Source organism: Acholeplasma oculi (assembly GCF_900166985.1).
GTDB lineage: Bacteria > Bacillota_I > Bacilli_A > Acholeplasmatales > Acholeplasmataceae > Acholeplasma > Acholeplasma oculi.
Window position 1 is genome coordinate 496226 of the sequence record NZ_FUZK01000001.1, and the last position, 23136, is coordinate 519361.

The window sequence follows — 23136 nt, forward strand, 5'->3', positions numbered from 1 at the left end:
TCTATTCTTCATCGAACAAATCTAGTCTCGATAATCTTATTTTTTGGTTTTGTTTTGTTTCTATCGTTTCTTCTAATACTTTAGGTACAACTTCTTCTTGTTTAACAACCTTTTTAGTGACTTTTACTTCAGTTTCCGGTTCAACAGATGGACTAATTTCTATATAGTAACCATCCTCAATCATTTTTTTACCAAATTTATTATTAGAATATTTTAAATCCTGTAAATCTGTTTCTAATAATTCCTTACTGGATAAGAGTCTTACTTTTACATTCTCTTTAATTTGTTGTTTGGATGCTCTAGCAGCCGAAACAATAAAGTGAGGTGATGTTTTGATACGTTCAATTAAAATAATACCTCTTCTGTTCCTTGCATACTTTGGAAGTTCAGACACTGTATCTTTGATGACATGTCCACGAGATGTTAAGAAATAAAAATCATCTGTCGGTTTTGCATAAAATGCAACTGCAACCTCGTCATGTTCACCTAACGCCATGGATTTTACACCACCTGCTTGTAATCCATAAAGTGGTAATTCTGATGTTTCAAATCGAAGGATATAACCATTTTTAGAAATCGATATGATATTTTCAAGTTCATTCATATCCACAAAAATGAGTTCATCATCTTTAGATAACTTCATTGCACGAATAGGTTTATTAAAACGTGTCACTTCAAGGTCGGTTAAATTAACTTGTTTCATCAAGCCTTGTTTAGAAGTTAGGAGTAACTTTGTATCATTTTTAAATGTTTCAATAGCATAAACTTTGATAACTTTCTCATTCTTTTCAATCGGAATGATGTTATTGATGTATACCCCTAAATCCTTCCATTTTTGGTCTTCAATCTTATAAACCGGTAGGAATAAATAATTACCTAGGTTTGTAAAGATAATCAGTGTTTGTAATGTATTGACCTCTTTTTCAAACAGTAATGCATCATTTTCTTTTAATCCAACTTCTTTTGATGCATTAAATGATCTTAAGGAAGAACGTTTAACATACCCATCTTTCGTAATACCAATGATGGTTTGTTCGTCTGTAATCAAGTCTTTTTGATCAATCTTAATATTTTCAATCTCATCTTCAATTAATGATCTTCTTTCATCACCTAAAGTATTTTTGACTTCCAATAATTCTTTTTTAATGGTTTTAAGCAATACTTTTTCATTAGATAAAATCAAGTTCAGTTCAATGATTTCTTGGTTTAATTGATCACGTTCCTTCATTAAAGCTTCAATGTCCGTAGATGATAATCTGTACAGTTGTAACATAACAATTGCTTCAGATTGAAGTTCACTAAACCCAAATTTTTCTTGGATATTGATTTTTGAATCGGATTTATTATTAGACTTACGAATAACATCAATGACTTCTTGAACAACTGATGTCATTTTGATTAAACCTTCAACAATATGATTTCTCTTCATTGCACGTTCTAATTCGAAATTTGAACGATTGGTAATGACTTCTTTTTGATGTTCTATATAAACTTTTAAAAGTTCTAAAACACCACAAAGTACAGGACGATTTTTTAGAATTGCTACCATATTGTAGTTATAACTAATTTGTAAATCTGAATTTTTAAACAAGTAATTCAACATTAATTGTGAATCTGCGCCTTTTTTAAGGTCAATAGCAATTCTTAACCCTTCTTGGTCTGTTTCATCACGAATTTCTAAAATATCTTCAATATTGTTATTAATTCTCAAAGTATCTATTTGTCGAACCAAATCTGCTTTAACAACTTCATATGGTATTTCAGTTACAACAATACGATCTTGTGACTTAGATATTTCTTCTATCGCTGTTTTTGAACGAATAATAACTTTTCCGGATCCTGTTTTAATTGCTTGTTTAATGCCATCTATACCTTGTACAATACCACCTGTTGGAAAATCTGGCCCCTTAATAAAGTTCAACATATCCATATCGGTTAAATCCGGATTATCGATTAAAGCCATTGTAGCATCAATAACTTCTTTTAGGTTATGAGGTGGAATCTTTGTTGCATAACCTGCAGAAATCCCCATTGCACCATTAACTAATAAATTTGGAAATTTTGCTGGTAATACTGTAGGTTCTTGTTCTTCATCATCAAAGTTTGGTACAAAATTAACAGTTCTTTTATCGATATCTTTTAATAAATAATCAGCTTCTTTTGAAAGTCTTGCCTCAGTATAACGCATTGCTGCAGCTGAGTCTCCATCAATGGAACCATTATTCCCATGCATATCTACCAATGGGATACGCATTTTAAAGTCTTGACTCATACGAACCATTGCATCATAAATCGATGAATCACCATGTGGATGGTATTTACCCATAACATCTCCAGCAATTCTTGCTGATTTTTTATGTGGTTTATTAAAGTTAACACCCATTTGTCCCATGGCATATAAAATACGTCTTTGAACTGGTTTTAATCCATCTCTTGCATCCGGTAATGCTCTATCTTGAATGATATATTTAGAGTATCTACCAAAGCTTTTTGCCATAATGTCTTCAAGTAATGTTTTTTGTATTTTTTCACTGACAAATTGATCTAGTTTTTTGCTTATTTTGCTCATTTGCTTTTACCTTCTATATCAAAATCATCGGTTACTTCAAAATCCACATGAGATTCAATCCATTCTCTTCTTGGTTGAACTTGATCGCCCATGAGTGTTGAAATGTATTTATCTGACACATTATAATCATCTACTGTTACTTGAATAAGCGTTCTACTTTCAGGATTCATGGTTGTTTCCCAAAGTTGAGCAAAGTTCATTTCACCTAAACCTTTATAACGTTGAATGGTATAAGATCCTTCAGTTTTATCTAAAATCTCTTTTAATTCATCATCACTCCAAGCGTAGACGATATCTTCTTTTTTAGATTTTTTTCTTGAAACTTTGTATAACGGTGGTTGAGCAATATAGAGTCTTCCATCTTCTATGAGTGGCTTCATATATCTAAAGAAGAATGTTAAGAGTAGTACTTGAATATGTGCACCATCATCATCAGCATCCGTCATAATGATTACTTTTTTATAATTACATTTAGTAATATCAAAATCTTCACCAAAATCAGCACCAATAGTATAAATCATGGTTGAGATTTCTTCATTTTTTAAGATCGTCTCAGTATTGGTTCTTTCAGTGTTAATAACTTTACCTCTAAGGGGTAATATCGCTTGATATAAACGGTTTCTACCTTGTTTTGCAGAACCTCCAGCAGAATCCCCTTCGACTAAGAATAATTCATTGATTTGTTTATCCTTACCTTGTGCTGGTGTAAGCTTACCTGATAAAATAACTTCTTTTTTACTTCTTTTTTTACCTGCTCTAGCATCTTCTCTAGCTTTTCTAGCTGCTTCTCTAGCCTGAGATGCTGCAATTGCTTTACCGATGATTTTAGATGCTATATCACTATTTTCTTCAAGATATGTATTAAACTTTTCATAGAATACAGCTTCAAGTGCATTTCTTGCTTCCGGAGTACCTAGTTTTGATTTAGTCTGTCCTTCAAATTCAAGAATCGCTTCTGGAATTCTCAATGAAACTATGGCGGTTAATCCTTCTCTAATATCCACACCATCAATATTATCGTCTTTTTCTTTTATAAAATTATACTTTCTAGCGTAATCATTGATCACCTTAGTAAGTGCACTTTTAAATCCAACCTCATGTGAACCACCATCTTTTGTACGTACATTATTTACAAAAGATATAATGTTATCTTGATAACCATCTGTATATTGAAGTGCAACCTCAACTTCAATAACAGCTTGCTTACTTGCACTAAAATTACCTTCTACATCTTTAACTTCATGTAAGGTATTTTTTCCTGTATTTAAAAGTTCAACATAAGCTTTAATACCATCATCATATTTAAATGATTCTTTTAAGTTTTTTCTTTGGTCGCTTAAATTGATTTTTAATCCTTTGATTAAAAATGCTGATTCTTTTAATCGTTCTTTAATTGTTTCATAATTATAAAGTGTTGTTGAAAATATCGTAGGGTCCGGTTTAAACCATACTTGTGTACCTGTTTTCTTAGAATCTCCTATACGTTCAAGAGGTAAGATCTTTTTACCACCATTTTCAAAGCGTTGTCTAAACATTCCACCATCTTTAAAAACAGTTACCTCAAGTGCAACCGATAAGGCATTCACAACAGAACTACCCACACCGTGTAAACCACCTGCAACCTTATAAGAACCATCACCACCAAATTTACCACCTGCGTGTAAAACAGTAAAAATAACCTGTGTCGTTGGTACACCGGATTGATGCATTTTATAGGGCATACCTCTTCCATTGTCTAAAACTTCGATGGAGTTATCTGCTTTAATGGTGACTGATATTTCATCACCAAAACCAGCTAGAACTTCATCCATAGCATTATCAACAATTTCCCAAACAAGGTGATGTAGACCACGTTGATCTGTGGAACCAATGTACATACCTGGTCTTTTTCTGACGGCTTCTAATCCCTCTAATATTTGTATACTTGTTTCATCATAATTTTTTTGTGCCATTAAATACCTCTTCGTGTCTATCTATTACCATTATACAATAAAAGATAATCATTTATATATTGATGATTATCTTTATTGGTCTTTTTTATAAATAAATCGTGTTATTGTCTGGATCTGTATAAAGTCTAGATCCTCGGTTTAATCCATTAATTTTTTCAATATCTGATGCACTTAACACGAGTTCTTGACCTTTAAAGTTTTCCAATAAACGTTCTTCGTGAACACTTTTTGGTATCATGACTATATTTCTCATTAAACCCCATGCAATAATCACTTGTGATACGGTAGCACCATAATCCTTAGCAATTTCAGTGAGTGCCTCAAAGGTTTGTCCTTCAAATACTTTACCTTTAGCAAAAGGTCCATAGGAAGTCATTTGTATGTCATGTTCAACTAAAAATTTATGTAATGCTGTTTGATTAAGAAGTGGATGACATTCAACTTGATTGACTTGTGGTTTAATTTTAACATTCTTTAATAGTGCAGTTAAATGATGTTTTTGGAAGTTTGATACCCCTATAGCTCTAAACTTCTTAGCCTCATAATAAGACTCTAAAACACTCCAAACTAATTGATTCATGGCATCATCCTGATTAGGCCAATGAATCAACATCAAATCAATATACCCTATATTTAAGCGTTCCAAACTTTCATCTAATGCTTTCATAATTAAGGATTTATCACCTAAATAATGTTTAGCTATTTTAGATGTTACAAAAATTTCTTCACGTGGAATTAATGAATCTCTAATTGCTTTACCTACATCGGATTCATTACCATACATAATTGCTGTATCAATATGTCTGTAACCCATCTTGAGTGCAGAAAGTACCGTTTCATAAGCGGATTCTCCCGGTTCTACTCTAAATGTTCCTAATCCAAATGCTGGCATTAAAACCCCGTTATTGAGTTTAAACTGTTTCACTAATTTTCCTCCTTTAATTGTTGAATTTTATCACTTGTTAAATCACTAATTAATACAAACAACATTTTTCTTGCTTGTTCTAAATCAAAATAGTCTGCCATTGCAACACTGCTATGAATATATCTTGCAGGTAAACCAATCGTAGTTGATAAAATACCTTCATGCATATCAATTGCTTTAGCAGCATCCGTTCCACCCATAGAAATATAAGGTTGGTACTTGATTTTATGTTTTAATGCGAGTTCTTTAAAATAATCTTTGAGTGAGAATAACATAATATTCTTAGGATCAAATATTCTTAATAAAAATCCGTCCCCTAATTTTCCTGATGCACTCGCTTGATATAAATCGTTTAAAGGTGATGAATCTAGCGCAATAAATAAATCTGGTTTAAATAGATTAGTTGAAGTTTCAGCACCTCTTAAACCGACTTCTTCTTGAACGGTTGCTCCTATAGCTAAATTAAAATCAAAAGTTTCATCTTTAAATTTTTCAATAGCTTCTAAAGCTAAACCACAACCAAATCTGTTATCAATAGATTTAGCCATAAATCTTTTTTGATTCACCGTTTCTATATAGGGTGTATCAAATAAAACCATATCACCTAATTTAATACCATAACTTAATGTTTCTTCTTTAGATTCTGTTCCTATATCAAGTAATAGATTTTTTATCTCTAGTACATTTTTTTGTTTTAAGTGAGGTGGCACACTACCTATGATTCCTGGTATTTTTTTACCTTCTTCTGTGTATACATAAAGTATTTGAGAAATAAAAACATCCGCAGATAATCCACCAATTGGAAGTAATTCAATTGCTCCATTATCTTTAATACCACGAACCATTAAACCGACTTCATCCATATGACCTGCAATCAAAACTGTTAAAGCATTTGGATTAGATGATTTCTTATATGCAAAAACACTACCCAATTTATCTTTTACAATTTGGTATTGTGGATATTTTTTAATCACTGATTCCATATATGATCTTACAAAATGTTCATGACCTGATATTCCAGGTATGGTTGTTAAATTTTCATAGTGATTCATGTTTTTTTACCTCAGCAATTAATTGATAAATAGGTCCTTTTGTTCTTTTCTTTTCCTCATACTCTGTCATGTAATCAGAGACTGGAAGATTCCAATCACATTCTAAAATATTAAAATTTGCTGTACCAAAATATTGGAATGAATCAATAAATAAATCCGGATGATCTGTTCTTAAAATGACTCTTCCATTAGGACTTAACATATCTTTATATTGATTTAACTTTGTTGGATAAGTCAGTCTTCTTTTATGATGTCTTTTCTTTGGCCATGGGTCGGAAAAATTAAGCTGAATTAAATCAGCTTTACTTGTTTTTAAATATAGTGGTAATTTCTCAGCATCATCACAAATTATTAATAGATTATTTAAATTAAGTGCATGTCTTTTTTGTGCAAGTCGATAACAAACGTTTTGATCTCTTTCAACTGCAATAAAAAACTCATCCTTAAAATCATTTGCAAGTGAGGTGATGAATCTACCCTTACCACTGCCAATTTCTAATGTGATTTTTTTATTTGAAGGAATACTTGCTAAAAGAGGATCCATACATACATCTAACTCTTTTAAATTATCAAGTGTTGCCTCTTTGATTTTCTTCTGTCTCATCTTTACTATCCTTAATAAATTTTCTAGCAATCCAAATGCCAATCGGAACTAAAATAAGCCCTATGACCCACATTAACCAATGAGTTTTTACATCAAAGATATCCACAGGTACATCCTCTAATAATAGTTCATCTTTCAAACTAATCATTATGTTTATAGGTGCAGCAATGACAATACCTAAAATGACTTGGTAAAATGTTTTTGGGAATTTCTTTAATACAAAGCTGATCACTTTTGCAAGTATGATAAATGCTAAAATGAGTCCTATAACAACATAGATAAGCGTTGGAATGTTTTGCATAAGCAAATCTATATTTAATGTAACAACCGCTTCTATCATTGTCTTACCTAAGAAAATGAGTGGTGTATAAAAACCAATGACTAATAATAGCATTGTTCCACTTAAACCTGGAACAATCAAACTTAGTGCAAGCATCATGCCCACAACAATCCAAATCATGAAATTCGCATCTGTTGATCCTTGGTTATTTAAACCTTGTCCAAATATGGTGATACTAAGCATAAGGAGAAATGAAAGGACTGTAATAGATATCCATTTAAACTTTTGATGTTCTTGTTTAGACAAAACATAAACTTCTGGTAATCCACCGAGTATTAATCCGATAAATAGTAGTGTTGAAGGAAGAGGTATCAAATAAAATATATTTGCAATCACTAAAAATCCTAGTAAAACTCCAATAAGTATTCCTAATAAGTATTCCCATATGGATATAACCGCTTTGATAGGAGTCTTGGTAAGTTCATCGAGTGCACGTATGAGCTTTGCATATACGTCAAAAGAAGCTGCAATCATACCACCACTAACTCCAGGTAAAATTGAGCCTATTCCAACTAAAATACCAATCATTATTTTTTTAATCATTCTTTAACTTGTCCCAAACCCTCTTGAATCATGAAATTGGTTAAACCTTCAATAGCTTCTGCTGCATCTTCACCTTCAGCTTGAACTTCAACTATTTCACCGTTATAAATACCTAAGCTCATGACACCCATGATACTCTTGAGGTTTACAGTACGATTAAATGCAGATAAACTGATCTCTGATTGATAACTCATAGCCTGGTTTACCAAACGTGTTGCAGGTCTTGCATGTAATCCATACTCAGACACAATGACGAATTTTTGTTTCATTATTTTACCTCACTTATCATTTTTTCTAATACATTTTTAATTTCTATAGCATTTTCTTTGATTAATAATTTGAGTTCGTTTCCTGTTAAGAAACCAACGATACCTTGAGATTTAAGAAGTGTTTGAGAAACCATTTTTGGATTTATTAAACCGATCTTTAATCGTTTATCTTCAAGTCTTACCATGTTTAAATTAGTTATGCCACCAAGTGCATCTACTAACCCATTTACATCTATTTTTTTAGTCTCAGTTTCAGTTAATGTTACTCTCTTATGATATATATATAGATATATCACTCCCAAAAGAATGACAATTATTGAGATAATGAGTGTAATTATTTGTCCATCTGTCATATTATCACGTTCCTTAATTCTTATTATATGTTTTTTTCGTTAAAAATACAACGCTTACACAAATTTGTTATGTTATAATAACGATATTAAATCTAAATAAGGAAACATAAACATGGACTATATAATTGAACTTATTAAATACATCATTCTAGGGATCATTCAAGGAATCACTGAAATCTTTCCAGTTTCATCATCTGGGCATCTCGTTTTATTCTCACATTTATTTATGGGTGGGGAAGATCTTAATCAAAGTCTCACATTATTTTTGATGATTACAAACATTGGTTCATTTCTTGCTCTTTTAATTTTTTATATTAAAGATGTAAAGGAGTTAATTGTAGATTCGTGGAAGTTTGTATTTACCAAAGAACGTGAAAAAAGCCAACAGAACTTCTTCTATGTTTTAAAACTCATCATTGCTGTTGTTCCAATAGGTATCGTTGGGCTATTATTCAAAGATCTAATTCCAACAAATCTACTTTCTGTTGGAATATCCTTAATTGTTACTTCATTACTGTTACTTGGAATTTATTTACTAAGACATAGAACATTTGAAAATGATATAACATACAAAAACGCATTAATTATAGGTTTATTTCAGATGTTTGCAGTACTTCCGGGCTTAAGTCGTTCTGGTATTACAATGGTAGGTGGATTATCTCAACGTATTACACTTTCCAAGGTTATTAAATTTTCATTTTTAAGTTATTTAATTGTTAGTATTCCAGTATCTTTATTAGGTTTGTATGATGCAATAAAAAATCCTGGAACAATTGATATTCTAGGATTCTCATTAGCATTTATATTTAGTTTTATATTTTCATACTTAACTGTACACGTTATGTCTAAGTTTGTGAAAGTTAAAAATTTAATATGGTTTTCGATTTATGCCTTCACAGTCGGCATTATATCCATTATACTCTTTATTATTTAAGAAACATACTATCGCCGAATGAAAAGAAGCGATAGTTTTTTTTTACTGCTTCATTATAAATTTCTAAAACTTTTTCTCGGTTATAAAATGCAGAAACTAACATAATCAATGTAGACTTTGGTAGATGAAAATTTGTAATGATTGCATCAACGACTTTAAATTGATATCCTGGATAAATAAATATATCTGTAGAATAATGTCCATGGTGAAATCCATTTTTATAATTGGATTCTAGTGTACGAACTGAGGTTGTCCCTACTGCAATAATTCTTTTACCCAACTTTTTATAGGTATTCAAACGTTCTGCTGCTTCTTTACTGATCTCGTAAGCCTCACTATGCATATGATGACTTAACACATCATCAACTTGAACAGGTCTAAACGTACCAAGTCCTACATGAAGTGTTACTTCAACAATTTCTACACCTTTTTTCTTAATGTTTTCTAATAACTCTTTGGTAAAGTGGAGTCCTGCAGTTGGTGCTGCAGCAGACCCTGGATATTTAGCATAAACCGTTTGATAACGTTCTTTATCACTGAGTTGTTCTGTGATATAAGGTGGTAGTGGCATCGTGCCGAGTTTATCTAATACTTCTAAAAATATACCTTCATAAATAGCCTCATAGACGCGTATACCTTCATCTTTAATACCTACACATTTCAGTTTTAAACTACCATCACCAAAGACGATGATGGTTCCTAGTTTAACTTTTTTAGCAGGTTTTGTTAAGGCTTCCCATTCATCTTTAGATGTTTGATTTAATAGTAATACTTCCATAACACCTTGTAAACCTTCACGATGTCCTAAAAGTCTAGCAGGAATTACCCTTGTATTATTCATCACTAAAACATCATTTTCAGTAAATTCATCCAAGATATCATAAAAATGCTTATCATGTGTAAGATCATTTTTTCTATCAATAACAAGCAATTTAGAGTGATCTCTTTTATCTTCAGGGTGTTGTGCTATATTTTCTTTGGGTAAATGATAATCAAATAATTCTATTTTCAAGTCTCTAGTAATCCTTTATAATATTTTTTACCTAGGAGTTCATAAGCTTTTTCAGTAGCCACTCTACCTCTAGGAGTTCTTTTAATATATCCTTCTTGAAGTAAAAAAGGTTCAAATACATCTTCAATTGTACCGGGTTCTTCACCAATGGTAGAAGCAATAGATTCTAATCCTACCGGACCTCCATTAAAACGTTCAATCATACCTTTTAAGTATAAATAATCGGATGAATCGAGTCCTTTTTGGTCAATACCAAGTTTTGTTAATGCGAGATTTGTTACATCATATGTTATGACACCATCTGTCATAATTTCTGCAAAATCTCTCACACGTCTAAACAAACGATTGGCAATTCTAGGTGTACCTCTACTACGCTTAGATAACTCATCAACTGCGAGTTCATCGATTTTGTTTTGATAAACATTAGATGTTCTTCTTACAATTTGCTTTATTTCATCAATTGTATAATAACTCAATCTAAAAACAGCACCAAATCTTTCACGTAGAGGATGCGATAAATCACCAAATCTAGTAGTAGCTCCAACTAAAGTAAAAGGTGGTAACTCAATACGAATACTTCTAGAATCTCTTTCTTTATCCAAAACAATGTCCAAAACATAATCTTCCATTGCAGAATATAAAACCTCTTCAACAAAACGTGGTAAGCGATGTATCTCATCAATAAATAAGACATCCCCATGTTGAAGTGATGTTAAAAGGGCTGCCAAATCACCAGTTTTTTCAATTGCAGGTCCACTTGTGATTTTAATGTTTACTCCTAATTCATTAGCAATAATTTGAGCCAGTGTTGTTTTACCCAATCCAGGAGCACCATAAAGTAAGACATGGTCTAAACTTTCACTTCTTTTGATTGCTGCTTGAATATAAATACTTAACATTTCTTTAATATCATTTTGTCCAATATATTGATTTAAATATTGTGGACGCAGCATTAATTCATCTTCAGTTTGATTTTCTAAATCTCTTAAAATTGATTTATCATCTATCATGGATTATATCCTCTATTTCAACATATAAGCTAACGCTTCTTTTAAAGCTTGGTCAACACTTTGATCGGTGTTGATATGCTTTAATGCTTTAGCAATTTCTTTTCTATTATATCCTAACGCCTCAAGCGCTAAAGATACATCCTTGGATGCATCACTAATCAGTTCTAAATCTAAATCATCTGAAACTAATTTACCTTTTAAATCCAATATAATTTGTTGAGCAGATTTCATCCCAATACCAGGGAACTTGGTTAAGTATTTTGCATCACTTTCTTCAATTGCCAAAATAATTTTATTGGGTTCATCATATGCTACTATACTTAAAGCACTCTTTGGTCCAATACCTGAAACACTTAATAATTTTAAGAATAGTTCTAACGTTTGATCATCTTTAAAACCATATAATTGAAAAATATCTTCTCTTACATGAAGATATGTAGATAATTGTACCTCTTCTTCTAAACGGTACTGATACGGTGTTGGACTTATGACTAAGTATCCTATTCCATGATTATCAACAATAATATGTTGAGGTGTAATTTTCTTAACGATTCCTTTAATATATCCGTACATAGCAATCACCTATAATTAGTATTCTAAAATATTATAACATTTTTTGAACCCTTTATTATGATATAATAAATTAGGTAGGTGAATGAAGTGTTTGAATTCATTAAAGATGCCAACTTAAAACTGGATGAACTAGCGAAAAAAGATAAGAAGTATAAAGACATCACACATCCATTAAAAGAATTACTTTCCAATATTAAAGGAGAGTTTTTAGGCTTTAAAAAGTCACATGAATCTATCTTAAAAAACACACTTGACAGTCACGATTTACTCAAATCAACATTCAATCAAAAAATTTTGATGCTACAAAAAAATCTCGAACATCATAAAGATGAGGTTAAAAATAAGCGCCTTCAACTTGATTCAAAGCAAACTAATGATTTAAAAGAGATTGAAAAAGAAACGAGTATTATTATTGCTAAACATAAAGATTCTATTAAAGAATTAGAATTAAAACAAGGTGAACTTAAAAGAGAAATCCAAACAGCAAAAGCTAAAGAAATCTCTGAGATTGAGCGTTTAATTGCAGAAATTAAAAAGCATAGTGATCATCAACTGAAGCAAATTGAGGAAAATCATCAATCTCTTCTAATAGAAATAAAAAAGAGTTATGATGAAAATGTTTTAACCACACATGAAAGTATGAATTCTAAAAAGGCTGAAGTAGCTTTAAGACTAGAACAGATGAATCTTCTTAAAAATACTTACAGAGATCAGTCAGATAAGAAATACTTATCCATAAAAAATGATTATCATCTTGAATCCATTCAGTTTAATCAACATGTTGACTTACTCAAAAAAGAAAAAGATGAGTTTATTAAAAAAGCTAAAGATACTTATAAAAAAGCACTCATTCCAATTGATGATGAAAAATATGAGTTTAATCAAAAATATGAACTTACTAAAAAAGAGATTGAAGATAGTTACCATCAAAAGTTCTTAGTTCATAAAAAGCAAATGGATGAAATGAATCAAGAATATTCAGCAAAAAAAGAACAAATCATCAAAGAAACAGCTGAAGCAATCACACTTTATAATTCTAAGCTTACAGCATTCAGAGAAACAATCCAACTCGACCGCCATGAATATTTAACTCAATATAAAGCTGATTTTAGTCTGCTTTCAACAGAGGATGATAAAAAAGATTTAAACAGAAACAAAAATAAATATTTACGTAGTCAAGATAATGAACTTAATAAGCAAATTCATCGTACCAATCGAGCAACCATTCAAAAAAATAAAGAACAATATCAAAAGCTTTATGATTTGGAAATTGCATTATTAGAAAAACAAATGAAATGGCGTATTGAAGGTAAACTGATGATTATCAATCAAAAGTTACTGAATTTTAAAAACGACCAAGAACATCTCTATCATCAAAAACAAATAGAGTTCAAACAAAAATCGCTTAAGTATGCTCATGATTTTGAACTTGAAAAAATCGAGTTGGTATATCTATCTAAAATTGCTCCACTAGAATTAAAATTAAGTGTTGCGAATTCTATTTCAGAAAGAGATATCAATCTTTTAAGTAACGATACGAATTATCATCTTAATTACTACCAACATCAAGAGGATTTAATCGCATTTGAATTAGAATCATTTATTTTAGAACAAGAAACACTGTTGGAATCCTTAAAGTTATATTATGATTATCAATTGAATGTGACCCAAATGACACATCAATTAAACATTGATAAAGAAAACGTCATAAGAGATCTAAAAGTAAAAACACAGTTATCTAAAAAAGATTTATCCATTTACGCTTTTGAACGTCAAGCATTATCACTGGAACTAGATACTTTAGAATCTATTTTAGAGATCAATTCAGAAATTGACTTCTTAATGAAGAAAGAACGTGTATATTCTGAACAAATTGAATCTCTTACTCAAATCGAAATAGAAAAGATTAACCTATCTCGTTCACTTGAGGAATTTAAATCAAATTTAAATGAGCATCTAGAATATATTACACTTGATTCTGAAATACTTTATAAGGATTTAGATATTGTTCAATCAAGAATTCACTTCTTGTTTAACCAAATCTATGTAATTTATAATATTCATCATCATTTCATGCTACAACTTATGAATTTATATCAATTACCTGCACATCCTGAAGATATCAAGTTATTCATTCAGTTAAGTCTTGATATATTTAAGAACCTAAGTTTCATACAAGAACAGTCTAAGGATGAATTCTTAATTGATTTGCATCAATATCACGAGACTAAAATCAATGACTTGATGAATTTAAGAATGAATACTAAAGTGGATTTTCTCAATAATGAACTTAATCATAAGTTAGATAGTCTAGAATTATCCATTGAAAATTATGTCAGTGTCATTGAAAAATATGAATATCAAATCAAACTTCTTAATAATAACATTGATAAAAAACAATCTGAAATTAATATTTTAGATAACAGAGACGATCAAGGTAATAAGAACTATAAACTTAATAAAGAACTTCTATCTAAACAAATGAATGATTTAGAAAGTGAAGTTTCCAATATTGAAACAGAAATTCTAAAAAACCAAAAAGCGATCGACAAAATTGAACAAACCAAACAAAAACTCTATACTCAATTTGAACAAAGTAAAAAGAACTTAAGCAAAAAATATCAAATTGAAGCAAATGTTTATTTGAATCAAATGTCGATATATCAACGTATATTAAGTAAACTGACTCAGTTATTTAAGACATATGAACAAAAGGTAGATTTTATAACTCAAAAACTCAATCAACCTATATATCTAACAGATAATATCATGAAAGAATATCAAAAAGGTTATGATAAAATTGAAACCTACTTTGAACTTAAGAGTAATGTATTATATCAAGAGTTATTAAAGGTGAGTGTTCGATTGATTAATCAACTTATTTCCGATCAAGAGTCTTTAAAAACAAACTATTATAAAGATTTTGAACAAAAAGAACTTGAGATTCAAAAAAAGATGATTCAATCAGAACAAACCATAAACCAAGTTAAGAAAAAGTATCAAGAAATCATAATTGATGCCTCAAATGAAAAATCTATTTCATTTAAAGCCTTAAAAGATGCCCTTCATAAAGATAGATTCCATACCATTCAGCAGCTTAAAGAATCCATGGTTCAAACGGAAAGCTACATTATGAACAATGAAAGAAATCTAGAGAATGAATCTAAGCTTATAGATGCAAACCTAAGTTCTGTTATTGCTCAATTTAAAGTGGATTATGATAAAGCTTATCAAAAAGTACAAGACCTATTGAATAAAAATATGTCTAAACTTGTTGAAGCAAAAACTATAAAAGATAAAAACTTAAAACAACTAGAGGATTCAACTCAGTCTAAAAATGGATTACTACATACGAAATTTAATCAAAATGAAGTTAAACTCACTGAATTTTACCAAAATAAAATTACTGAGTATAAAGAGAACTTAAACAAAAAACAAGCACATTTTGAAAAGCGTATACAACAAATCCATCTGGACTTAGAACAAACAACCAAACAAAAAACAATCTTAATGGATGAAAACCAAAAAGAGTATGAACAATTTGGTTTAAAAGTTGAAATGCATGAAAAGAAACTTTATCAAAAAGAATTACTTGATGCTAAAAAGAGCTTTGCATTTAAATCAAGAACACTTAAACTATAGTTTATAAATGAAAAGGTACACCTAACATTTAGGTGTACCTTTTTAATATGATTACTCTAAATATTCAAACTCATAAGAGAATATACGTACAATTTCTCCGTTTTGAATACCAGCTTCTTTTAATGCATCATCAATGCCTAATTCTCTTAATTGTCTTGAGAATCGTTTAATTGCTGATTCATTATTGACATCAATTCTATTGAAGAGTTGGAATAGTTTCTCACCGCTTAACTCAAAGACACCATCATCTGCCTTTTTAATAATGAACGGTGAATCCTTTTCCTCACTGAATGTATAAACGCGTGTTGATTCTTTAGGTTTAAGTTTAGGAATCTCTTTTAACACGTTAACAATTTCGTGTTTGAGTTCTTCTAATCCTTCCTTGGATAACGCTGAAATTTCAAAGATTTTAACATCTTTAAGTTCTTTTCTTAAAGCATCAACTTTTTCTTTAGCGCCTTCAACATCCATTTTATTGGCAACAACAATTTGTTTACGATCTTTTAATGCTTCATCATATAATTCAAGTTCTTTATTGATTTTTTGATAATCATCGAATGGATTATCACTTTCCATCGATAATATATGGAGTAATACACGACATCTTTCAACGTGTTTTAAAAACTGGATTCCAAGTCCAACGCCTAAATGAGCAAACTCAATTAAACCTGGTAAATCCGCCACAACAAACTCATCATCTTGAACTCTAACCATTCCAAGTTGTGGACTTAATGTTGTAAAGTGATATGCAGCAATTTTGGCTTTAGCATTAGAAATAACAGAAATTAGTGTAGATTTACCAACAGATGGGTAACCTAAAAGACCTACGTCAGCTAAGACTTGTAGTTCAACTTTTGCAACAAACTTTTGACCTAAATCACCTTGTTCCGCAAAGTCAGGTGCTTGGTTTTTATTGGATGCAAATGAAATATTTCCACGTCCACCTTTACCACCTTTAGCAATTAAAAGTGCTTCACCATGATAAAGAATTTCGCCAATCAATTGATTTTTATCATCATATACGATGGTACCTAATGGAACTCTAATATACGTATGAGGTGCATTTGCACCATGCATACCTTTGATTTGACCATGTGTACCATCTTTGGCACGAATGTGTCTGTTATATTTTAAATCGATGAGTGTATTTTTACCCTCATCACCAATAAAATATACATTACCACCGTGACCACCATTACCTCCAGAAGGACCTCCAAATTCTACATGGGCTTCTCTTCTAAAAGCAACTTTACCATTACCGCCTCTGCCACCAGTAACTTCTACTGTGACCTCATCTACAAATATACTCATATCTATCACTCCTAATAGCAACTATTTTACAAGAAAAAAGGGTAATTATCAATTACCCTTTAAATTAAGCTTCGTAAACTGATACTTGCGTACGGTCTTTACCTTTACGCTCATATTTTACAGTTCCTGATACTTTAGCAAATAACGTATCGTCTCCACCACGTCCAACATTATTGCCTGGATGAATTTTAGTTCCTCTTTGGCGATAGATGATTGAACCTGCTGAAGCGAATTGTCCATCAGATAATTTTTGTCCTAAACGTTGTGATCTAGAGTCACGACCATTTCTAGTCGATCCAACCCCTTTTTTAGATGCGAATAACTGAATATTAATCTTTAGCATGTTATCCCTCCTTTTGGTTTTTAATGTAAGTTTTATATTGAGTTTCTAACTCATTCATTGTGTATTCTAAATTTTTGAGTAACCCTTCGATGGTATCATTAGATTTGATCACATTTAATTCGAAGAATCCACTTTCAATCTTGACTTTAAATTGTTTTTTAAAGCCTAGAATTTCAATTGCATTAGCCGTCATGATTAATGCAGTTGATACTGCTGAACAAACGATGTCTGTTCCATGTGCTCCAAAGAGTGCGTGTCCTTCGACATGAACATTTTGGATTGTACCATTATCTTTATGAAATCTGTATTGAATCATTAGCCGATAATAGATTTAACAACCAATTTAGTGTATGGTTGTCTGTGACCTTGTTTTCTTCTAAGATTCTTACGTCTCTTATATTTAAAAACAATAATCTTTCTTTGTTTACCTTGTTTTACGACTTCTGCAACAACTTTAGCACCAGAGATGAATGGTTGTCCAATTTTTGAGTCGATTGCAAGAACTTCAGTAAATTCATAAGTTTCACCTGGTTCAACTTCTAGTTTTTCAACATAGATTTCTTGTCCTTCAGTTACTTTTACTTGTTTACCGCCTGTTTTGATAATTGCAAACATGCTGTTTCCTCCTTATTTTTTTATTTGAAGACACACTATGAAGGTAGTCAGGAGACATTTTTGACCTTTTCTACGTGGTACAACGCGAGTATCATTTTATATGATTTCGTGCATTTTGTCAAGTTAATAATCTGTTTTAACCAGGTTTTTTTAGATTTTATTATTTTTTACTTATTTTATGAGAATTACCGATGATTTTTATTATCTTTGACCTTTATCGTATGCAATACCTAAGGCTTTAGGTGCTCTAGAACGCTTAGAAGTAAAGATCAATACGATGATGGTTGCAATGTATGGAACCATACTCCAAAATGCTGAAGGAACTCCTAAATTTTCTAAAAACGGGAAGAATGCGACACCGTTACCCAATGTTAATAAACTTGAAAATAATAGTGCTGCTCCCATAATTTTGATTGGATTCCAATTACCAAATATTAATACAGCAATAGCTAAGAATCCATATCCAGATACATCACCTGAAAATTCATTAAATGTCATAACTAAGATAAATCCACCAATACCTGCTAAGAATCCTGAGATACCTACTCCTAGATATCTCATTTTATAAATAGATATACCCGCAGCATCAGCAGCATGTGGATTTTCACCTGTTGCAGTAAGTCTTAGTCCAAATCTTGTCTTGAAAATGACTAATGATGCAATGATGATTGCAATAATTCCAACATAAAGACCTGGTTGAACATTTTTAAAGAATAAGTCGCCAATGATTGGAATATCTGATAAGAATGGTATATGTCTAATTCTAAATTCAGGTGCAAAAACAGGTAATTTATCAGACCCTTGAGATTCACCTAAAACTAAACTTTGAGTTAAGAATAACGCAAGTGCAGGTGTTAATGTGTTGATTGCCGTTGCAGATATCGTTTGGTCAGCTTTCATTTTTATTGATGCAAATGCATGTATCATCGAAAAGAGGATACCCACCAATCCAGCAATACATAAAGCCACCATATAAACAACTAAATTAGTCACTAAATCGCCTGTTTTAAGTGCGTTTGCAACCAATAGACCTACGAATCCACCGATGATCATCAACCCGTCTAAAGCGATATTTGTAACACCACCACGCTCTGTAAACATGCCACCTAATGCAGTTACAATCAACGGTATAGCAACAATAACGACTAAACTTAAATATCTTAATATACTATCATACATTTGGATCACCTAATTTCTTTGCTTGTGATTTCTTATTTTTGATAGATTGGTCAATCATTTGTCCAACAAATGCAGATATTGCAATCATATAAATAATAGCGGATGTAATAATGGATGCAATTTCTTTATTGTATCCAAAAAGCTGCATAGTCAACGAACCTTTTTCAATAAAACTAATAAATATGCCTGAGAAAATAATACCGATTGGGTTTGACCCTCCCATTAAAGCAACAGAAATACCTTTAAATCCGATTGGATCTACCAATGTTTGGTATCTAAAATAATCTGGATTTAATGGCAAGTAATTCAGTGCAGATGCCATACCAATAAGTGCACCTGAAATGACCATTGAGGTAATAATACTTTGTTTGATCTTAATACCTGCATATTTACTTGCTTCTTTAGAAAGACCTACTGCTTTTAATTCAAAACCTAATGTTGTTTTATTTAGTAAAAATTGTAAGAATACTGCAACTAAAATAGCAATAATAATCCCAATATCAATATATGAATTTGGGAAAATCAAATTCATACCTAGTTGAGGTATTGCTGCACTACCAAACTGTGTAGATATTGCAGTTATCCCTACATCATAAAACCCTGTCATAGGAATTAAAATATAACAAGAAAATGCTGCAATATAATTAAGCATAATTGAAGTAATGACTTCATTTACATTAAAGAATGCTTTTAACATACCTGGTATGGATGCATATAATGCTGCAAAAAGCATACCGATAATCATTGCTACAATAAAATGTATACCAGGAGGTAGGTTTAGTGCATGTGCTGCATATAATGTTGCTAAACCACCTATCATAAACTGACCTGATGCTCCAATGTTAAATAAACCTGTTTTAAAAGCAAACCCTACACCTAAACCCACAAGTATTAATGGACCCGCATCAAATAATACGTTACCAATATACTGAAGACTTCTAAAGTTACTGAATAGAAGTGAGTATATACCTCTAAATGCAGATTCAGGTTTGACCATCACCATAATCATAAATCCTATCAATATAGAAATTATAATGGTTCCAAATGTTGTGTAAAAACGAACACTCGTAAAGTAATCTTTAAGTTTTAGTCCAATTGTTTTAATCATATTTTTGTACCTTGTTCTTGGTCAAACAACATATATAGACCTAATTCTTCTATTGTGGTATCTTCTTGTTTGACATTATAAACAATTTTTCCTTCACGAATAACTAAGATTCTATCGGATATATCAATAACTTCATCCAGTTCATAAGATACGACTAATACTGCTTGGCCATTGTTTCTTTCTTTGACAAGTACTTGATGCACATACTCAATGGCACCTACATCTAAACCACGTGTAGGTTGAGATGCAATTAATAAGTTATGTTTTTTTGTAGTCTCTCTTGCAATAATTGCTTTTTGCTGATTACCACCCGACATATCTCTAGCTTTACTCTTAATGCCTGCTGCACTTCTAATATCATATGAATTAACAAGTTCTTCACCGTGTTTTACAATCTTATCATCGAGTAAATAGCCATATTTTTGAAACATTTCTTCCATATAGGTATTTGAAATTAGATTTTCACCTAATTTATAATCTAAAATAAGACCATGTTTTTGTCGATCTTCTGGAATATGTGACATACCTAATTTAATTCTTTTTCGAATAGATTCTTTTGTAATGTCTTGTCCATTGAGAATAATTTTGGATTGTTTATCCTCAACTAATGAAAGACCAGTTATTAAGGAAACAAGTTCAGACTGCCCATTACCTTCAACCCCTGCAATCGCAACAATCTCTCCTGCCTTAACTTCAAACGCTACTTCATCTAAAATCTTTTTTGTTTTATCTTTATTAAAGTACGTTAAATTCTTAACCTCAAGTACGGTTTCACCGACATTTTGTTTTTCTTTATTGACGTGGAAGTTAACATTTCTTCCCACCATCATTGATGATAATTGTTCAATTGTTGTATCTTTGATCAGTACGGTCCCAATAAGCTTACCACGTCTAAGTACACTACATCTTTCTGCAATTGCCTTAATTTCGTTTAACTTATGGGTAATAATGACAATTGTTTTACCTTCTTTAGCAAAGTTTCTAATAATTTGAAATAATCCATCAATCTCTTGTGGTGTTAAAACTGATGTTGGTTCATCAAATATAAGAATATCTGAATCTCTATAAAGCATCTTTAAAATTTCAACTTTTTGTTGAATACCAACATTTAAATCTTTAATATATGCATCAAGTGGAACATTCAAATTGTATTTTTTAGACAGTGCCTCAATTTGTTTTCTAGGTGTATCGTAGTCTAAAAAATTAGACTTACTCACTGTTTCCTTGCCTAAAATAATGTTTTCCAATACTGTAAATGTATCGACCAGTTTAAAATGTTGATGTACCATACCAATATGATAATTATTTGCGTCATTTGGATTTTTTATATGTACAACTTCACCATTAATCTTTATTTCACCTGCATCTGCTTGATACAAACCAAATAAAATAGACATTAATGTTGATTTTCCAGCACCATTTTCACCTAAAATAGCGTGAATTTCACCTTTTTGAAGTTTGAGTGTAATGTCGTTGTTTGCAACAAGTTGACCAAACTTCTTAGTGATGCCAATCATTTCTAAAGTATATTTTTCCATCGTGCACCTTTTCTTTTAAAATAGGGGATGATAAAAATATCATCCCCTAGTTCAAAGTGTTTTTGTATTATTCAGTAACTGTTTTATTAACTAATGCAGCAGCACTTGGGTTGCCATTAGCCGCTAAGAATGCAGTTAATTCAGCTTTTGTTTGAGGAACAGTAATTGTACCATCTTTAACTTTGCCTAATACTGTTTCGTATTGTGCTTGTGTAAATGTTCTAAATCTCCATGATGCTTGAGCAGTTGGTAAACCTACTGAGTCATTTGCAGCACTCTTACGTAGTGTTTGTCCACCATTCCAATTACCATCGATTAAAGCTTGTAATTCTTGACGAACTGCAATTGCCAATTCTTTCATTGCTGAAGAAATAACTGTATCAGATTCACCAGCTTGGTCAACGTCAACACCAATTACAAATTTGCCTGAAGTTGCTTCAGCAGCAGCCATTACAGCATTACCAGCACCACCAGCAGCAACGAAGATCAATTCAACACCTGCATTATACCAAGATGCAGCTTTAGTTGTATGTTCTGGTTTGTTATCAAAGTCACCTAGATATTCATATCTTGAAGCATCAAAAGTGATTGTCTTAGATAATGCATTTGCAGCATAATAAGCACCAGCAACATAACCGATACCAAATTTTTGAACAGCTGGTACTTCCATACCACCCATATATCCTAAATTTGTAAATCCATCAGCAACAGCAGCATAACCAGCTAAGAAACCTGATTGCTCTTCTTGGAATAAAATATTAACAACATTGTCATCTGTACGGAATGTAGAATAATCTGGTGTATGAGGTTCTCCATCGATTAAGATGAAATATACATCAGGGTATCTAGATTGTGCTTCATAAATAGCTGTTTCAAATAAGAAGCCTGGTGTTACAACAACATTTGCACCATTAGCAACAACCATATCGATTGATTCTAAATAGCTAGCATGTGTAGCGGCATTTGGTCTGAAGTATGAGTGTGTAATATCATTATCTTCTGCAAAAGCTTTAACACCTTCCCAAGTACCTTGGTTAAATGATTTGTCTGTAATGGTTCCAACGTCAGTTAACATAACGATGTTCCACTCAGTCGTTTGTTCACCACATGCTACAAGCACAAGTGAAAACACACTTAAGATTAAGAGTGCTAATATTTTTTTCATGTATTTAAATCTCCTCCTAGCATATTATTTATTAATATACTAATATTAATTTACCACAATTTTACACGATTATCAAGAAGTGAAAACTCTAATTTAGAA

At 31.3% G+C, this 23136-nt stretch carries 21 protein-coding genes; 2 read left to right on the top strand and 19 right to left on the bottom strand.

Annotation, left to right across the window (positions count from 1 at the left end):
* Nucleotide 1: 1 nt before the first annotated feature.
* The 8 genes from parC to B5X49_RS02440 all read right to left on the bottom strand — a co-directional run bounded on the left by parC (nt 2) and on the right by B5X49_RS02440 (nt 8607).
* The gene (gene parC, locus B5X49_RS02405) at nt 2–2569 is read right to left on the bottom strand and encodes a DNA topoisomerase IV subunit A (RefSeq protein ID WP_045749581.1); all 2568 of its coding nucleotides are present in this window, start codon (nt 2567–2569) and stop codon (nt 2–4) included.
* Nucleotides 2566–4521, bottom strand: a complete 1956-nt coding sequence (gene parE, locus B5X49_RS02410; protein ID WP_045749582.1) for a DNA topoisomerase IV subunit B — start codon at nt 4519–4521, stop codon at nt 2566–2568. Before parE ends, parC begins: the two co-directional genes overlap by 4 nt.
* 85 nt (nt 4522–4606) lie before the next feature.
* Complete coding sequence (locus B5X49_RS02415; protein WP_052670090.1) at nt 4607–5446, bottom strand: aldo/keto reductase; 840 nt, start codon at nt 5444–5446, stop codon at nt 4607–4609.
* A complete protein-coding gene (locus tag B5X49_RS02420) occupies nt 5446–6498 on the bottom strand; it encodes a M42 family metallopeptidase (RefSeq protein WP_045749583.1) in 1053 nt (350 codons plus the stop codon). The genes B5X49_RS02415 and B5X49_RS02420 overlap by 1 nt, the downstream gene beginning before the upstream one ends.
* Nucleotides 6485–7102 (bottom strand): tRNA (guanosine(46)-N7)-methyltransferase TrmB, encoded by a 618-nt coding sequence (trmB, locus tag B5X49_RS02425; protein ID WP_045749584.1) that lies wholly within the window; start codon nt 7100–7102, stop codon nt 6485–6487. Before trmB ends, B5X49_RS02420 begins: the two co-directional genes overlap by 14 nt.
* Nucleotides 7068–7985, bottom strand: a complete 918-nt coding sequence (locus B5X49_RS02430; RefSeq protein ID WP_045749585.1) for an undecaprenyl phosphate translocase family protein — start codon at nt 7983–7985, stop codon at nt 7068–7070. Before B5X49_RS02430 ends, trmB begins: the two co-directional genes overlap by 35 nt.
* Nucleotides 7982–8254: an HPr family phosphocarrier protein gene (locus B5X49_RS02435; protein ID WP_079560629.1), complete on the bottom strand. Its 273-nt coding sequence runs from the start codon at nt 8252–8254 to the stop codon at nt 7982–7984. The genes B5X49_RS02430 and B5X49_RS02435 overlap by 4 nt, the downstream gene beginning before the upstream one ends.
* Nucleotides 8254–8607, bottom strand: a complete 354-nt coding sequence (locus tag B5X49_RS02440) for a hypothetical protein (protein ID WP_045749587.1) — start codon at nt 8605–8607, stop codon at nt 8254–8256. The genes B5X49_RS02435 and B5X49_RS02440 overlap by 1 nt, the downstream gene beginning before the upstream one ends.
* Before the next feature lie 112 nt (nt 8608–8719).
* On the opposite strand from B5X49_RS02440, the gene B5X49_RS02445 reads away from it, so the two are divergent.
* Nucleotides 8720–9541: an undecaprenyl-diphosphate phosphatase gene (locus B5X49_RS02445; protein ID WP_045749588.1), complete on the top strand. Its 822-nt coding sequence runs from the start codon at nt 8720–8722 to the stop codon at nt 9539–9541.
* Here the strand turns inward: B5X49_RS02445 and queA are convergent.
* From queA to ruvA, 3 genes are read right to left on the bottom strand one after another with little or no spacing between them, the layout of a single operon-like run.
* The gene (gene queA, locus B5X49_RS02450) at nt 9534–10553 is read right to left on the bottom strand and encodes a tRNA preQ1(34) S-adenosylmethionine ribosyltransferase-isomerase QueA (RefSeq protein ID WP_045749589.1); all 1020 of its coding nucleotides are present in this window, start codon (nt 10551–10553) and stop codon (nt 9534–9536) included. The genes B5X49_RS02445 and queA overlap by 8 nt on opposite strands.
* A complete protein-coding gene (ruvB, locus tag B5X49_RS02455) occupies nt 10550–11563 on the bottom strand; it encodes a Holliday junction branch migration DNA helicase RuvB (protein ID WP_045749590.1) in 1014 nt (337 codons plus the stop codon). Before ruvB ends, queA begins: the two co-directional genes overlap by 4 nt.
* Before the next feature lie 12 nt (nt 11564–11575).
* Nucleotides 11576–12136 carry a Holliday junction branch migration protein RuvA gene (gene ruvA / locus B5X49_RS02460; protein ID WP_045749591.1) on the bottom strand — a complete coding sequence of 187 codons (561 nt, stop codon included), beginning with the start codon at nt 12134–12136 and terminating at the stop codon, nt 11576–11578.
* An 87-nt stretch (nt 12137–12223) separates the two neighbouring features.
* On the opposite strand from ruvA, the gene B5X49_RS02465 reads away from it, so the two are divergent.
* Nucleotides 12224–15778 carry a hypothetical protein gene (locus B5X49_RS02465; RefSeq protein ID WP_045749592.1) on the top strand — a complete coding sequence of 1185 codons (3555 nt, stop codon included), beginning with the start codon at nt 12224–12226 and terminating at the stop codon, nt 15776–15778.
* Nucleotides 15779–15829: 51 nt separating this feature from the next.
* Here B5X49_RS02465 and obgE read toward each other — a convergent pair whose 3' ends face one another.
* The 8 genes from obgE to B5X49_RS02505 all read right to left on the bottom strand — a co-directional run bounded on the left by obgE (nt 15830) and on the right by B5X49_RS02505 (nt 23037).
* Nucleotides 15830–17083 (bottom strand): GTPase ObgE, encoded by a 1254-nt coding sequence (gene obgE, locus B5X49_RS02470; protein WP_045750067.1) that lies wholly within the window; start codon nt 17081–17083, stop codon nt 15830–15832.
* A 70-nt stretch (nt 17084–17153) separates the two neighbouring features.
* A complete protein-coding gene (rpmA, locus tag B5X49_RS02475) occupies nt 17154–17432 on the bottom strand; it encodes a 50S ribosomal protein L27 (RefSeq protein WP_045749593.1) in 279 nt (92 codons plus the stop codon).
* Nucleotide 17433: 1 nt separating this feature from the next.
* A complete protein-coding gene (locus tag B5X49_RS02480) occupies nt 17434–17748 on the bottom strand; it encodes a ribosomal-processing cysteine protease Prp (protein WP_045749594.1) in 315 nt (104 codons plus the stop codon).
* Nucleotides 17748–18047 (bottom strand): 50S ribosomal protein L21, encoded by a 300-nt coding sequence (gene rplU / locus B5X49_RS02485; protein WP_045749595.1) that lies wholly within the window; start codon nt 18045–18047, stop codon nt 17748–17750. The genes B5X49_RS02480 and rplU overlap by 1 nt, the downstream gene beginning before the upstream one ends.
* Nucleotides 18048–18248: 201 nt before the next feature.
* Nucleotides 18249–19226, bottom strand: a complete 978-nt coding sequence (locus B5X49_RS02490) for an ABC transporter permease (protein WP_045749596.1) — start codon at nt 19224–19226, stop codon at nt 18249–18251.
* The gene (locus tag B5X49_RS02495; protein WP_045749597.1) at nt 19219–20334 is read right to left on the bottom strand and encodes an ABC transporter permease; all 1116 of its coding nucleotides are present in this window, start codon (nt 20332–20334) and stop codon (nt 19219–19221) included. The genes B5X49_RS02490 and B5X49_RS02495 overlap by 8 nt, the downstream gene beginning before the upstream one ends.
* A complete protein-coding gene (locus tag B5X49_RS02500; protein ID WP_045749598.1) occupies nt 20331–21872 on the bottom strand; it encodes an ABC transporter ATP-binding protein in 1542 nt (513 codons plus the stop codon). Before B5X49_RS02500 ends, B5X49_RS02495 begins: the two co-directional genes overlap by 4 nt.
* Nucleotides 21873–21939: 67 nt before the next feature.
* Nucleotides 21940–23037: a BMP family lipoprotein gene (locus tag B5X49_RS02505; RefSeq protein WP_045749599.1), complete on the bottom strand. Its 1098-nt coding sequence runs from the start codon at nt 23035–23037 to the stop codon at nt 21940–21942.
* Nucleotides 23038–23136: the final 99 nt, after the last annotated feature.